This window comes from Paraburkholderia sp. J67, from assembly GCF_905220265.1.
GTDB lineage: Bacteria > Pseudomonadota > Gammaproteobacteria > Burkholderiales > Burkholderiaceae > Paraburkholderia.
Genome location: NZ_CAJMZK010000056.1, coordinates 1 through 12,543, shown reverse-complemented (window position 1 = coordinate 12,543; position 12,543 = coordinate 1). Strand labels below are relative to the sequence as shown.

The window sequence follows — 12,543 nt, the reverse complement described above, 5'->3', positions numbered from 1 at the left end:
CTTCGGCAGTTGCGAGTCGCCGAACTGCTGCGCCCAGTCGAGCGTGGGCCACTGGCCACCCTGGGCCGGAATGCTCTGCGAAGTCTCGAACTGTTGCGGCTGCGCGAGAGTCTTGTCGCTCTTGATGCCCATATAGTTTGCGCAGCCGGTCATCGTCACGACCGTTGCGAAAGCAACCAACGTGGTCATCACGCGAAGTTGCGCGCGCGGGCGAGGGATTGAAACGCTTGTCATGTTTTCCTGAAGTTCGTTGTGAAGCGGTGTCGCTTGCGACCTCAATGCGCGGCCGAATCGGCGCCGCCGCCCCCTGCCTTGCCCGCGCGTGTAATCCAGATGAGCGGAATGATCGCAATGAAGATCACCGCCGAAATCCAGAACACGTCGTTGAGTCCCAGCATCGCGGCCTGCGTGTCGACGAGTTGCCCAAATGTCGCGTGGGCCGCCGCGGTATCGAGGTGCGCCCATTTCGCGAGAAAGTCGAGAAACTGCGTAAACGCAGGATTCTCCGGCGTCGCCTGCTCCGTGAGCCGCGCATGATGCACGACGGTGCGGTCGTACCATTCGTTCGCCCCAAGCGACGTTCCCACCGCGCCGCAAAACACGCGCGCGAAATTCGAGAGCCCTGCTGCGGCCGGAATTTTCTGCGGCGGCTGCCCCGCGAGAATGATCGCCGTGAGCGGCACGAAGAACATCGCCATCGGAATGCCTTGCAGCAGCGTCGGCAGGACGAGGTGATACGTGTCGATATCGACGATGTAATTCGAGCGCATCCAGAACACGACCGCGAAGCCAACAAACGCCAGCGTAGCGATCATGCGCGCGTCCGCGCGCGGCAGCACCTTCGCGATCACGGGTGAAAGCAGCACCGTGAAAATGCCGATCGGCGCGATGACCAGACCCGCATCGACGGCGCGATAGCCGAGATACTCCTGCATCCATTGTGGCAACAGCACGAGATTGCCGAAGAACACACCGTAAGCGATCGAAATGGCGATGGTGCCGCCCAGGAAATTACGCTGGCCGAACAGGCGCAGATCGACGATCGGGTGTTCTTCCGTCAACTCCCAGATCACGAAGGCCGTGAAGCTGACTGCGGCTGCAATCGTCAGCGCAATGATCACCGGCGAATGAAACCAGTCGAGATCCTTGCCTTTGTCGAGCATGACCTGCAAGGTGCCGACCCATGCCACCAGCAGACCGAGCCCGACCAGATCGATTGGCGGCTTGCGCGTGGGCGTCTCGCGCGAACGATAGATCGTCCAGGTCACGATCGCCGCGAAGATGCCCACGGGAATGTTGATATAGAAGATCCAGGTCCAGCTATAGCTGTCCGTGATCCAGCCGCCGAGCGATGGCCCCGCAATCGGCCCCACGGTCGCCGTCATTGCCCAGAGCGCCAGCGCGGTGGACGACTTCTGCTTAGGCCACGAACCGAGCAGGATCGCCTGCGACATCGGAATCAGCGGCCCGGCCGTCAAGCCCTGAAACACGCGCGCGGCCAGCAGCACCGGCAGATTCGGCGCCATGCCGCACAGCCAGGAGGCGATCGTAAACAACACGATGGCGCCCACGAACAGGCGTATCTGGCCGAGCCGCTGCGTGAGCCAGCCAGTGAGCGGAATCGAGACCGCATTGGCCGCCGCAAAGACCGTAATGACCCACGTGCCCTCGTCCACCGAGACGCCCAGACTGCCCGACAAGGTGGGAATGGCGACGTTGGCGATCGACGAATCCAGCACATTCATGAACGTCGCGAGCGCGACAGCCAGCGTGCCGAGCGCAAGGCGGCCGCCGGTCAATGGCGGCGGCGGCGCGTGGTTGGCTGCCGGCGGATTCAACTTGCACCCCGCGAAGCCGTGTTCCGCAATTCCATACTCATTTTGCAATCCTGATTAAACTGACGTGCGTATTAGCGCGGTACGCCTGCGATCCGGTGAATCGAGGCCCGGCGCTCCTGCTCGTGTGGGGACGCATCCCAAAAAATAAGGGGACGATTCCCGCGAGCGGCAAGTACCGAGCGGTACAGCATAATAAGAGCGCATTCCTGCTACGTCAACAAAAATCGAACCGATCGGTACACACGCGCGCAAGCCTGCGCTTCGCTGTGTTACGATCCCGCGACACCGTCATCGCAACTACACCGAAAAATGGCGACGCAAAAGGAATCCGGCGCACCGGCGCGCCGCCCTCGCACCCCCGATACGACACCCGCCGCCAGCAAGGCGGACATCGTCCTGAACGCGGCACGCTCGATCTTTCTGGCCCACGGCTTTAGCGCCGCCACGACCGACATGATCCAGCGCGAGGCCGGCGTGTCCAAATCCACCGTCTACGCGGCGTGGCCCACGAAAGAGGCGCTATTCGCCGCCGTCATTCAACGCGAATGCGGCCAGTTCGCGGATTCGCTGCGCGACATGCAGTTCGAAAGCGACGACATCACGCACTCGCTCACCCAGCTCGCGCGCGCGTATCTCAGTCTGATTGTGTCGCCCAAGGGGCTCGCGCTGTACCGCGTGATCGTCGCGGAAGCGCCGCGCTTCCCGGAGCTGGGGCGCGCCTTTTACGCGGCAGGGCCGGAAGTGGTGGCCAGCATCGTCGCCCAATTTCTCGAACGGGGCGCAGCACGTGGCCTGATCGACGTGCAAACCGTAGGCTTTCCGACTGCCGCCGCGCTCTTCATCAGCATCGTGCGCGGCGAGGCGCAACTGGAGTGCCTCATGCATCCCGACGCGCGTCCTTCCGATGCGCAGATCGACCGCTGGGTGGAAGCGGCCGTGCAGACCTTCGCGTTCGCCTTCGTCAAGCGCCCTTGAAAGGGGCTTGAGCGCGCGGGCTCGAGACGCCCGCGCGGCGTGAACGTCAGCGTTGCTCAATGACCGAACACGTCGGCGTCGAGCATGTCCGACTCCGCGCGTTTTAGCGCACTGATGGCGGTCATTTCCTCGTCGCTGAGACGGAAATCGAAGAGGTCGAGGTTCTGTGCCTGGCGCGCCGGGTCGGCGGATTTCGGCACCGGCACGAAACCGCGCTGGGTCTGCCAGCGCAGCACGATCTGCGCGGGCGTGCGACCGTAGCGCTGCGCGATCGACGCGATCACCGGCTCGGCGAGCAGTTCGCCACCGCGCCCAATCGGGCTCCAGGTCGCCGTGACAATACCGCGCTGCGCATGAATCGCCACGATGTCGTCGCGCGCGTGCCACGGATCGAGCTGAATCTGGTTCACATGCGGCACGAAGCCCGCATCGAACAGACGTTGTAGATGCACGGGCTTGAAATTAGACGTGCCGATTGCCCGCACCTTGCCCGCTTCGAGCAGACGCACGAGCCCTTCGAACGCCTCCACATAACGATCCTGATCCGGGTTCGGCCAGTGCACGAGCAACAGATCGAGATACTCCAGACCGAGACGCTTGAGGCTCGCATCGCAGGCCTCGCGCACGCCAGCCACGCTATGCCACTGGCGGTTGAACTTGCTGGTGACGAACACGTCCTCGCGCGCCACGCCCGACTGGCGAATACCCTCGCCCACGCCGGCTTCGTTGGCATAATTCTCGGCCGTATCGACGAGCCGATAGCCGATCTGGAGTGCACTCTTCACGGCCTGCGCCGCACCCGCGTCGTCTAGCGGCCAGGTGCCGAGGCCAACCTGCGGCATCGCCACGCCGTTAGCCAGTTTGATAAGGGGCGCCGGATTGATCTTCATGCCATGTCCTCGAAAATGTCCTTGGTAAAATGCGCGCAAGCAGCGGGCCTGCGCGCCTCATCTGTCAAACAATAAAGCCGGGTGCGCCGCTCCTGGATACCGACGGGTATCCGGATACCAGGCCGCGCTGCCGCCCCACGCCACCGCATCAGATGCGAATCCCCCGCGAAGGACGACAACGATGGCCCGCATGACCCGCATCACCCGCGAAGCCAGCCAGGCGCAGACCCGCGCGAAGCTCGTGAGCGTCGCGCAGACGCTCTTCACGCGCGACGGCTACGCGGCCACCTCGCTCGAACGCATTACCGACGAAGCGGGTTTCAGCAAGGGCGCGGTCTACTCGAACTTCGAAAGCAAGGAGGGGCTCTTCCTCGACGTGCTCGACGCGCATGGCAAGGCGAGCCTTGCCTCGATCCTCGACGCCCTGCAAGGCGCACAGACGATCGACGACGCCATCGACGCGCTCGCGCGCTGGGCCGACCGCCACTCGCGCAAAGGCAACTGGCCCGCGCTGATCGTCGAATACGCGCGCCTCGCCAGGCCCGCCACCACCTTCCGCCGATCGCAGGAAAAAGTGTTGCGTGCGCAATGGCGAGCGCTCGGCGAGCGGCTGCTTGCGCTGGCCCCCACCTCGCCCCCCACGTCCATGCCATCGCCCGAGACCGTCGGCGCGCTCGTCTTCGAGCTGACCTACGCGCCCGCGATGAGCTTCGTCAGCCAACCCACTGCGGGCGATCTGCTGCGCGTGGCCTTGCAAGGCGTATTCCTGGCGAACCCGCCTTCTTCGGCGTCCGGCAAGCGTGCAACCCGTCGATAACGAATCGGGACGCGCTCACGAAACGAGCGTCACACCGCCATCGACGGCGAGGGTTTGGCCCGTCACGAAGCCATTGCTCATGAGGAAAAGATAGGCGGAGGCCACCTCTTCCACCTTTGCCGTGCGGCCAAGCGGAATGAGCGCGGCGAAGCGCTGTTCGATCGCCTCGACTTCGCTGGCCGGGACGTTGCGCCAGAGCGGCGTGCGCGTCCAGGTCGGCGCCACGGCGTTCACGCGTGCGCGCGGCGCGAGTTCGATCGCAAGGCCCTGCACCAGCGTGCGAATCGCATCGTTGCCGACAATCGCACCCGACGCGTTGTGCGCACGGCCGCCCGAACCGGCCGTAAAGACCAGGCTGCCGCCGTCGCGCAAATGGGGCGCCGCACGACGCGCGAGCCGCAGATTGGCGAAGAATTTTTCCTCGATCGCGCCGCGAATCGTTTCCAGCGGCGCTTCGAGAAAACCGCCACCCATCGCACCACCCGCCATCGACACAAGATGATCGAACGAATCGACCTGTGCGAAGAAGGCATCGAGCGAGGCATCGTCGGCCACATCGAGCGCGAGCGCCCGCACCGAGCCCGCTGGCGTATCCGGCGTAGTGAGCGCCGCCAGCGCGGCATCGCGCCGTTGCGCGTCACGCCCGGTGATGACGATTTGCGCGCCCACGTCACGCGCCATGCGTGCGATTTCAAAGCCGAAGCCCGACGTACCGCCGACGATTACCACACGTCGACCCTTGAGATCTGCTGTCATGTTCCGCTCCAGCCTAGAATGCTTCAGATTCCGATGAGTATCTGGATGCTACAACGGATTGCAGAATCGCGCGGTCGGCACGCCTGCATGTGACCGGCCGCAACGTAACTGAAAGTGACTGACCAGAGGCTGCAACCGGCACGGGCTGGCACCATCCGGCATCGCCATGCTTTTTGTTTATCGGCTTATCTATTCTTTTAATCACCCGGTTACGCGCACGCCACCGAAGCGCAAAAAATGCTAAGAACATCATTCCTGAAGCCAGAACGGCCGCTTCGCCATTCATCCTCCGGCACACAAGTGCCAAGCCCGGTTCTCCCGATGAACGCCACTTCCTTCCGTTTCCTTACCCAGCGAACCGCTGCGCTCGCCGTGGCGCTCTGTCTGCTCGCCTCGCTCGCGCTGCTGCGCGCCTCACCGGCCCTCGCCGATCCGGGTGCGCCACTGTCCGTGGTTGCGCCTGTACAAAGCTGTGAAGCGCTCGCGCACGCGAAGCTCGATTCCGCCGTTGGCGCACCCGTTTCGATCGAAACAAAGCGCATCAGCACCGCTCAAGGCGAGTTCTGCGAAGTCAGCGGCACGATCGCGCCTGCCATCGGCTTCAAGCTCGACCTGCCGACCCGGAAGTGGACCCAACGTTATCTACAGGCGGGTTGTGGCGGCCTGTGCGGCATGATCAACGCCAGCATCGGCAACGCCGGGGACTGCCGCCCCGCGCTCGACGGGGAATTCGCCGTTGCCGCCACCGATATGGGCCACACGGGCCGCATGGGTTCACCCGATGAAGGCGCATTCGTCAGCGATCCGCAAAAGCGCATCGATTTCGCTTATCGCGCGAACCATCTCACAGCGCTCGCCTCGAAGGCGCTAATGCGCGCGTTTTACGGCGTCGCGCCGCGCTATGCGTATTTCTCCGGCTGCTCCGATGGCGGTCGCGAAGCCCTGATGGAAGCGCAGCGCTATCCCGACGATTTCGACGGTATCTCGGCGGGTGCGCCCGCGATGCTGTTCCAGATCCAGAATTCGTTCTTTCATGCGTGGACCGTTGCGGCCAATCGCGACAGCAACGGCCAACCGATCTTGCTCGCACCCAAACTGCGCGTGCTGCACGAAGCCGTGATCGCCCATTGCGACCAACTGGACGGCGTCAAGGATGGGCTATTGAGTGATCCGCGCGCGTGCCATGTGCAGGCAAGCTGGGTCGCGTGCAAGACCGGCGCGACCGACACGACCAATTGCCTCACGCCCGCGCAATGGAGTGTGGCGCAGAAGATCTACACAGGCCCGACCGATTCTGAGGGCCATCGCTTCCTGCCGGGCGGCCTCGAACCCGGCTCGGAGCTGATGTGGGGCTCGTTCGTGCCGCGCGAAGCCGGCGCGCGCGTGATGTCCCAGGCGCTCTTTGGCAGCATGGTGCCGGTGGTCAATCTCGTGCCCACGCAGGCCGAATCGGATGCCGCCACCTTCCCGTTCACGACGGCGCAATTCACGCGCATGCAGGAACTCCATCCGCTCAACGACGCGACCAATCCCGACCTGCGCGCGTTCGCGGCGCACGGCGGCAAGCTCATCATGTGGCATGGCTGGGCGGACTTCTCGATCGCGCCGATGATCTCCATCGCCTACTATCGCGCCGTGCAGGCTGACATGGGCGCCGCCGCGGCCGCTCACTTCCTGCGCCTCTTCATGATTCCCGGCGTGGGACATTGCGGCGGCGGCGATGGCTTCGCGCAGGTCGATACGCTGAGCCCGCTGATGACCTGGGTGGAACACGGCACCGCGCCGGCCAGCCTGCGTGCGGATCGCATCGCTGCCCGCGCGGGCGGACCTGGCGGACCCGGCGGCCCGGGTGCACCGGCCAGCGGCGCCAGCACGCCGCACGGCGCGCCGCCGACGAGCGGCCCGCAAGGCGGCAGCGACGGCCGCGGCGGCGGCATGGGCGGACGCGCCGCACTGCCGCCCGTGGCCATCCCGAATCAGCCCGCGCTCGCAAGCCGGCCGATCTATCCGTTCCCGCAGATCGCGCACTACCTCGGCAAGGGCGATCCGTCGCTCGCATCCAGCTACGGCCCTGCGCCCAGCCCCGTGAAAGAGCCCGAAACGATCGACTGGTACGGCGCGTTCATGCTGCGCCCCGGCTTCCAGAAACAGTACGTCGTGCGCGACGACGAGATCTTCCCGCTTTCGCAATGAACCATTGAAGCAGCGAGGGCGCGTAGCTTGCGCGCCCTCGCAAGCGGCTTCGCAATCCATTGCCCCTTTCTTACGCAACAAGGACCCCACCATGACGCAAGCCGATTCCACCACGCCTGACTGGCGCGCCGATCCTCTCACCTGGGGCCACGGCCCCCGCAGCTTCGAAGTCTTTCTCGAGCCAACCTGCCCGCACTCGGTGCGCGCGTTCGGCAAGCTCGATGCCTTGCTCGAAGCCGCCGGCGCCGACAAGGTCACCGTGAAAATCCGCCTGCAATCGCAGCCCTGGCACATGTATTCGGGCGTGATCGTGCGCTGCATTCTGGCGGCGTCGACGCTGCCGGGCGGCAAGGAAAGCGCGAAGGCGGTGATGGCCGCCGTGGCCGCGCATCGCGAGGAGTTCGAATTCGACAAGCATTGCGGCGGCCCGAACATGGACGCCACGCCCAATGACATCATCGCGCGCATCGAGCGCTACAGCGGCCTCGCCTTGCGCGAAGCGTTCGCGATTCCGGGACTCGATAGCGAGGTGAAATGGCACGCGAAGTATGCGCGCCAGAACGGCATCCACGTTTCGCCGACCTTCATGATCGACGGTATCGTCGACCCGAAGATCGGCAGCCGCGACGAAGTCGCGGTATGGGCAGAACGTCTGCGTTAAGCGCTACGCGCTGCGTTGCGCGCACTCAAACGAGTTCGCGCAACATCGCAATCTGCTCGCGCCAGCGCGCGAGCACCTTGTCCGGTTCGTGCAGGCGGAACGTTACGCCGCTGAGCACGTCGGCATATTTCGCACGATGCTCGTTCACCGACTCGATCTTCACGCGAAACACGCTCAGATCGAGCTTCGTCTTGTGGTCCGCAATGGCGCTCGCCTTGCCGCGAATCTCCAGCAGCGCGCCGTCGTGCACGAGCGATATCGTGAGGCGGCCGTCGCGTTCCAGATTCCGGGTGGTATGCGAAGTAGGCCAGATCGCGATGAGCAATTCATCCGGCCGCACGGCCAGCACTTCACCCACGCTCAATTGCGCCGCGTGCGGCCAGCCGTCCGGGCCCACCGTAGAAAGGCGGATCGCCTCGCCAAGACGGGCCTCAAGATGCTCGCCGTCGAAATCCTGTAGCACTTGCAACGGCAGCGATCGCTCCGCATGCGGCTCCGTGTATACGTCCTCATGCTCTTTCATCTCGTTCTCCTCGTGCGGTGGCCGTTCACTCAAACGGCGTGATCGATGCGCCATTTAACTTGAGGGCTACGGCGAAGTCAAACCATCGGCGAACGGCTTATCGTCGCAGTGCCGATATTCGACGTCGAACGCTGTAGCCGCTTCATGACATCGACCTATAAAATGGAGCTTCGTCCACCTCCGAAACGCAGCCAGGATCCCCTTGAGCGCACCTTCGCCTTCCATCCCGCCCGCACGCGGACGGGGCCGCCCGGCCTCCGTTTCGCCGGAAGCCCGCCGCGAGCAGATCCTGAACGTGGCCGAACAGTTGTTCCGGCACTCGGGCTATGCCGCAACCAGCATGGCCGATATTGCCCGGCAGTGCGAAATGTCCAAACGCACGCTTTACGAAGCGTTCGAGACCAAGGAGTCGCTGTTCCGCGCGCTCGTGGTCGACGTGCAATCCTTTCCCGCGCACGAATGCAGCGTCGATCCCGCGCGCACGCCTGCTGCCATCGTCGCGGCAGCGCTCAACGAAATCGCGCATTACGTGCTGAGCGAGCGCCACATCATGGTGAGCCGGATCGTGATTGCGGAATCCGAACTCTCGCCCGCCATTCGCGAGCACTACTACGAGCAGGGCATCGACCGCAGCAAGCGTTTTCTGGTCGCGCAGTTGGGGGCTCTCGTTGAAGCGGGCCGCATCGTGGCGGTAAATGCCGACCGGATCGCCGACATGCTGTTCGGCGCCGTGATCGCTACGCATCTGATTGCGGCGATCAGCTATCGCCAGACGCCGGATTTCGACGAAGTCTCGGCGAAGATCGAAGAAGTGGTGACGCGCTTCATCGTTGCCGTTTGAGTCGCACGGTAAAGCGCGCCCCATGCCGGTGCGCGCGATCGAGGGTGGACTACAACGTCGATAACGCGATGGATGGATCCGCAAGCGCGGCTCGATCCGGCCGTACACCCTTACCGATCGCCGCGCGACCCTGAACGAAGTCCTTCACCGCATTGATCGCATCGATCGCGATTAAAACACCATCGCGCAGATAGGCAATCGAAAACGCGCGCGAGGCAGGATCGCCGCGTACGACCACATCGTCATACCCACTCGATAGTCCGGCCATCTGCAAACGCAAATCGTATTGCATCGACCAGAACCACGGCACCGAGGATTTCGTCGGCAGCGGCCGCCCCGTGAGAACGCTGGCGACGAGCGTCGCCTGATCGACGGCATTTTGCACGCTTTCGAGCCGGATCATCTGGTTACCCGCAAACGCATGCGCCTGACGCGCGCAATCGCCAATCGCATAGACATGGTCGAGACTCGTGCGGCATTGTGCATCGACATCGACACCGCTCTGTCCGCGCGCGCCCGCCGCCTGCAAAGCCGCAACAGCCGGCTCGATCCCGATGCCGGCGATCACGAGTTCAGCCGCCAACAGACGCCCGTCCTGCAAGCGCACACCGCCCACACGGGCACGCTCGCCTTCGAGCGCTTCGATGCGGGCATTCACGCAGATCTCGACCCCGTGCGCGCGATGCTCGCGCTCGATGAAGCCCGAAAGATGCGGCCCGGTCACGCGTGCGAGCACGCGCTCGAACGCCTCGACGACCGTAACCGGCTTGCCGATCTTGCTGAGCGACGCCGCCGATTCCAGACCGATGAAACCGCCGCCGATGACGACTACGCGCTGCACGTCGGCGAGTTCGTGACGGATGCGGTCCACGTCGGCAATCGTGCGAACGACATGCACGCCAGCGAGATCGCCTCCCGTGCAGGACAGCCTGCGCGCCTCGCCCCCCGCTGCCCACACGAGGCTACCGTAGCGATAGACCCCGCCGCCCACACAACGCACCTCGCGCCGCGTAGCGTCGATCGCCTCTACGCGCTGCCCCTGCCGCACGTCGATCGCCTTGTCGGCCCAAAATTCCGGCGGATGAAACGCCAGTTGCTCGCGCGTCTTCTCGCCACTCAGATAATCCTTCGATAACGGCGGACGCTCATACGGCAATGCCAACTCGTCGGTCAGCAGCCCCACGGACCCGCTGAAGCCGAACTGCCGCAACGCACTCGCGCACTGCGCGCCCGCATGGCCGCCACCCACGATAAGCACATCGTGATCGTTCACGTCCCCTCCCGATCGCCCGCTCATTCCTCGGGCGCAATCTCGATGCGCATGCCGTCGAGTCCCGCATGAAACGGAACCTGGCACGACAGCCGCGAATTCGCACGACGATGGCCCGAGCAATCGAGCAACTCGTGCTCGTCGGACGCGAGTGGCGGCAGATCCGCAATGAAACGCTCGTCGACATAGATATGACAGGTCGCGCACGAACACCCACCGCCGCACAGCGCCATCAATTCGTAACCGCCGCCATCGCGAACGATCTTCATGAGATTCTCGCCTTCCTTGCCCTCGACATCCAACTGACTGCCGTCCCTTAACACCAGCTTGATCTGCGCCATCACATCACCACCTGAGCGACTCTATTCAATGCACCGGGCCCAGGCCCGGCGCCCGCCTTTTCTTCCTGGAATCGTGCGCTTACTGCGCGGCTGCCTTCGCGGCATCGGCTTCCTTGCGCACCATCGTTTCGAGCGTGCGGCGCACGCGCGTCGAACCGATATCCGGGCCCAGATGCACGGGCTTCAGATCCCAGAAGTTCTCACCCTCGACGACCTTGGCCGCGGCTTCCACGAGCGGCACGTCTTCGAGCTCGAACGCGCCGCGCAGCAGGCCGGCGATGCGACGATCCTCGGCCACCGAATCGAGATTCACATTGCGCGCGACGCCCCAGAAGTAATGCGACGTCGTCGCCGTTTCGGGCGTCACGATATGCGCGAGCAGTTGCTTGAGACCCGCCTCGCGACCCATGCCGGGCGCAGTCTGACCAATGTCGAGCATGACGTTCGCGGGAGCGTTCCAGCGCGTGTCGATCCACATATCGGTGCGTGCCCAGGGAATCTGCTCGTCTGGATAGATGGGGATCGGCTGCTTTGGCACATCCTGGAACGACCAGTTGATCCAGACTTCGTTACCCTTTTGCAGCGTCTCGTGCTTGCCGTGCTGAATCAGGCCGCGACCGCCAAACGTGTTGCGATGCGCCCATTCGATGTGCGTGACGTCCATCAGGTTGTCGACGAGATATTCGTAGTGGCAAGCGAGTTTCAGATAGTCGCGCAGTACGCGGTTATCCGGCGCTTCGTTGAGGAAGCCGTAGTCGGGCAGTAGCGACGTGTCGGCCTTCTCTTCGTCGCCGAGCCAGATCCAGACGATCGAGTCTTTCGCTACGACCTTGAAAGAGCGCACGATGCTGCCTGCCGGGATGCGGTCGGAGAACGGGTTTACCACGCATTTGCCTGACTGGTCGAAGCCCAGGCCGTGGTAGGGGCAGACGATATTGCCGTTCTCTACAGTGCCCATGCTAAGAGGTGCGAAGCGATGTGGGCAACGGTCGATGAGTGCTGCGAGATCGCCCTCACTGTTGCGGAATATGACGAGGGGCATGTCCGCTATGCGCCGGCCCAGCTTGCCCAATTCGAGCTCGGATTCCCATGCCGCCATGTACCAGGCGTTCTTCAAGATCCCTTCCATTGTCTTCTCCTGATCGTTGTCACTCTTTGGTTTTTTGGGGTGCTTTTTTTGTTTGGCTATGGCGCTTGCGCAGTAGTTAGTGCGCTTCTGGTGCTCAGATTAACGCGCGAGTGCTCATCGCATGTTTGGCATTATCGGCCTTTTGTGGATTTTTGGTACTCGTGAGTACCCTAAATTGAGCGAACTTGTTTCCGCCTGGTGGGAATTGTTTGCGGGTAGTCGTTCTCGTGCGCTCTTTGCGCCGGTTTCGTCGTGGTTCTGGCGGGGTTGGCATTTTCTTGTTTTCTTGTCGGTCTATTAGCGTCGCCC

Annotated in this window: 13 protein-coding genes and 1 pseudogene; 5 read left to right on the top strand and 9 right to left on the bottom strand. The window is 63.5% G+C overall.

Annotated features, from left to right (window positions below; all coding sequences use genetic code 11):
* Positions 1–189, bottom strand: a pseudogene (locus U5782_RS40910) (MarR family transcriptional regulator); the annotation flags it as partial.
* 86 nt (positions 190–275) lie between these two features.
* Entirely contained in the window at positions 276–1,838 is a 1,563-nt protein-coding gene (locus U5782_RS40905) for a DHA2 family efflux MFS transporter permease subunit (RefSeq protein WP_322049563.1), read from the bottom strand.
* Positions 1,839–2,147: 309 nt separating this feature from the next.
* Here U5782_RS40905 and U5782_RS40900 point away from each other — a divergent pair, with 309 nt between their 5' ends.
* Positions 2,148–2,813: a TetR/AcrR family transcriptional regulator gene (locus U5782_RS40900; protein ID WP_322049562.1), complete on the top strand. Its 666-nt coding sequence runs from the start codon at positions 2,148–2,150 to the stop codon at positions 2,811–2,813.
* A 56-nt stretch (positions 2,814–2,869) separates the two neighbouring features.
* On the opposite strand, the gene U5782_RS40895 is transcribed toward U5782_RS40900, so the two are convergent.
* On the bottom strand, positions 2,870–3,703 hold the full coding sequence (locus tag U5782_RS40895) for an aldo/keto reductase (RefSeq protein ID WP_322049561.1): 834 nt from the start codon (positions 3,701–3,703) through the stop codon (positions 2,870–2,872).
* 190 nt (positions 3,704–3,893) lie between these two features.
* Here U5782_RS40895 and U5782_RS40890 point away from each other — a divergent pair, with 190 nt between their 5' ends.
* The gene (locus U5782_RS40890) at positions 3,894–4,520 is read left to right on the top strand and encodes a TetR/AcrR family transcriptional regulator (RefSeq protein WP_322049560.1); all 627 of its coding nucleotides are present in this window, start codon (positions 3,894–3,896) and stop codon (positions 4,518–4,520) included.
* A 15-nt stretch (positions 4,521–4,535) separates the two neighbouring features.
* Here U5782_RS40890 and U5782_RS40885 read toward each other — a convergent pair whose 3' ends face one another.
* Positions 4,536–5,276, bottom strand: a complete 741-nt coding sequence (locus U5782_RS40885; protein ID WP_322049559.1) for an SDR family oxidoreductase — start codon at positions 5,274–5,276, stop codon at positions 4,536–4,538.
* Between the two features lie 321 nt (positions 5,277–5,597).
* Between U5782_RS40885 and U5782_RS40880 the strand changes: the two genes are divergently transcribed.
* Together U5782_RS40880 and U5782_RS40875 are read left to right on the top strand one after the other, a co-directional pair.
* Positions 5,598–7,469 (top strand): tannase/feruloyl esterase family alpha/beta hydrolase, encoded by a 1,872-nt coding sequence (locus tag U5782_RS40880; RefSeq protein WP_322049558.1) that lies wholly within the window; start codon positions 5,598–5,600, stop codon positions 7,467–7,469.
* Positions 7,470–7,560: 91 nt separating this feature from the next.
* The gene (locus U5782_RS40875) at positions 7,561–8,130 is read left to right on the top strand and encodes a thioredoxin (protein ID WP_322049557.1); all 570 of its coding nucleotides are present in this window, start codon (positions 7,561–7,563) and stop codon (positions 8,128–8,130) included.
* Between the two features lie 25 nt (positions 8,131–8,155).
* On the opposite strand, the gene U5782_RS40870 is transcribed toward U5782_RS40875, so the two are convergent.
* On the bottom strand, positions 8,156–8,653 hold the full coding sequence (locus U5782_RS40870) for a pyridoxamine 5'-phosphate oxidase family protein (RefSeq protein ID WP_322049556.1): 498 nt from the start codon (positions 8,651–8,653) through the stop codon (positions 8,156–8,158).
* A 202-nt stretch (positions 8,654–8,855) separates the two neighbouring features.
* Between U5782_RS40870 and U5782_RS40865 the strand changes: the two genes are divergently transcribed.
* Positions 8,856–9,494, top strand: a complete 639-nt coding sequence (locus tag U5782_RS40865; protein ID WP_322049555.1) for a TetR/AcrR family transcriptional regulator — start codon at positions 8,856–8,858, stop codon at positions 9,492–9,494.
* Between the two features lie 49 nt (positions 9,495–9,543).
* Here the strand turns inward: U5782_RS40865 and U5782_RS40860 are convergent, their stop codons facing one another.
* The 4 genes from U5782_RS40860 to U5782_RS40845 all read right to left on the bottom strand — a co-directional run.
* Positions 9,544–10,767 (bottom strand): NAD(P)/FAD-dependent oxidoreductase, encoded by a 1,224-nt coding sequence (locus U5782_RS40860; RefSeq protein WP_322049554.1) that lies wholly within the window; start codon positions 10,765–10,767, stop codon positions 9,544–9,546.
* A gap of 20 nt (positions 10,768–10,787) precedes the next feature.
* Complete coding sequence (locus U5782_RS40855) at positions 10,788–11,105, bottom strand: 2Fe-2S iron-sulfur cluster-binding protein (protein ID WP_322049553.1); 318 nt, start codon at positions 11,103–11,105, stop codon at positions 10,788–10,790.
* A 79-nt stretch (positions 11,106–11,184) separates the two neighbouring features.
* Positions 11,185–12,234, bottom strand: coding sequence for an aromatic ring-hydroxylating dioxygenase subunit alpha (locus tag U5782_RS40850; protein ID WP_322049552.1), 1,050 nt, complete (start codon positions 12,232–12,234; stop codon positions 11,185–11,187).
* Positions 12,235–12,328: 94 nt separating this feature from the next.
* A partial coding sequence (locus U5782_RS40845; protein WP_322049551.1) for a hypothetical protein occupies positions 12,329–12,543 on the bottom strand: 215 nt, incomplete at its 5' end.

Coding starts and splice junctions, on each gene's coding strand:
- U5782_RS40850 (WP_322049552.1), bottom strand. CDS start 12,234: ATGGAAGGGATCTTGAAGAACGCCTGGTACATGGCGGCATGGGAATCC.
- U5782_RS40885 (WP_322049559.1), bottom strand. CDS start 5,276: ATGACAGCAGATCTCAAGGGTCGACGTGTGGTAATCGTCGGCGGTACG.
- U5782_RS40890 (WP_322049560.1), top strand. CDS start 3,894: ATGACCCGCATCACCCGCGAAGCCAGCCAGGCGCAGACCCGCGCGAAG.
- U5782_RS40895 (WP_322049561.1), bottom strand. CDS start 3,703: ATGAAGATCAATCCGGCGCCCCTTATCAAACTGGCTAACGGCGTGGCG.
- U5782_RS40880 (WP_322049558.1), top strand. CDS start 5,598: ATGAACGCCACTTCCTTCCGTTTCCTTACCCAGCGAACCGCTGCGCTC.
- U5782_RS40870 (WP_322049556.1), bottom strand. CDS start 8,653: ATGAAAGAGCATGAGGACGTATACACGGAGCCGCATGCGGAGCGATCG.
- U5782_RS40875 (WP_322049557.1), top strand. CDS start 7,561: ATGACGCAAGCCGATTCCACCACGCCTGACTGGCGCGCCGATCCTCTC.
- U5782_RS40900 (WP_322049562.1), top strand. CDS start 2,148: ATGGCGACGCAAAAGGAATCCGGCGCACCGGCGCGCCGCCCTCGCACC.
- U5782_RS40855 (WP_322049553.1), bottom strand. CDS start 11,105: ATGGCGCAGATCAAGCTGGTGTTAAGGGACGGCAGTCAGTTGGATGTC.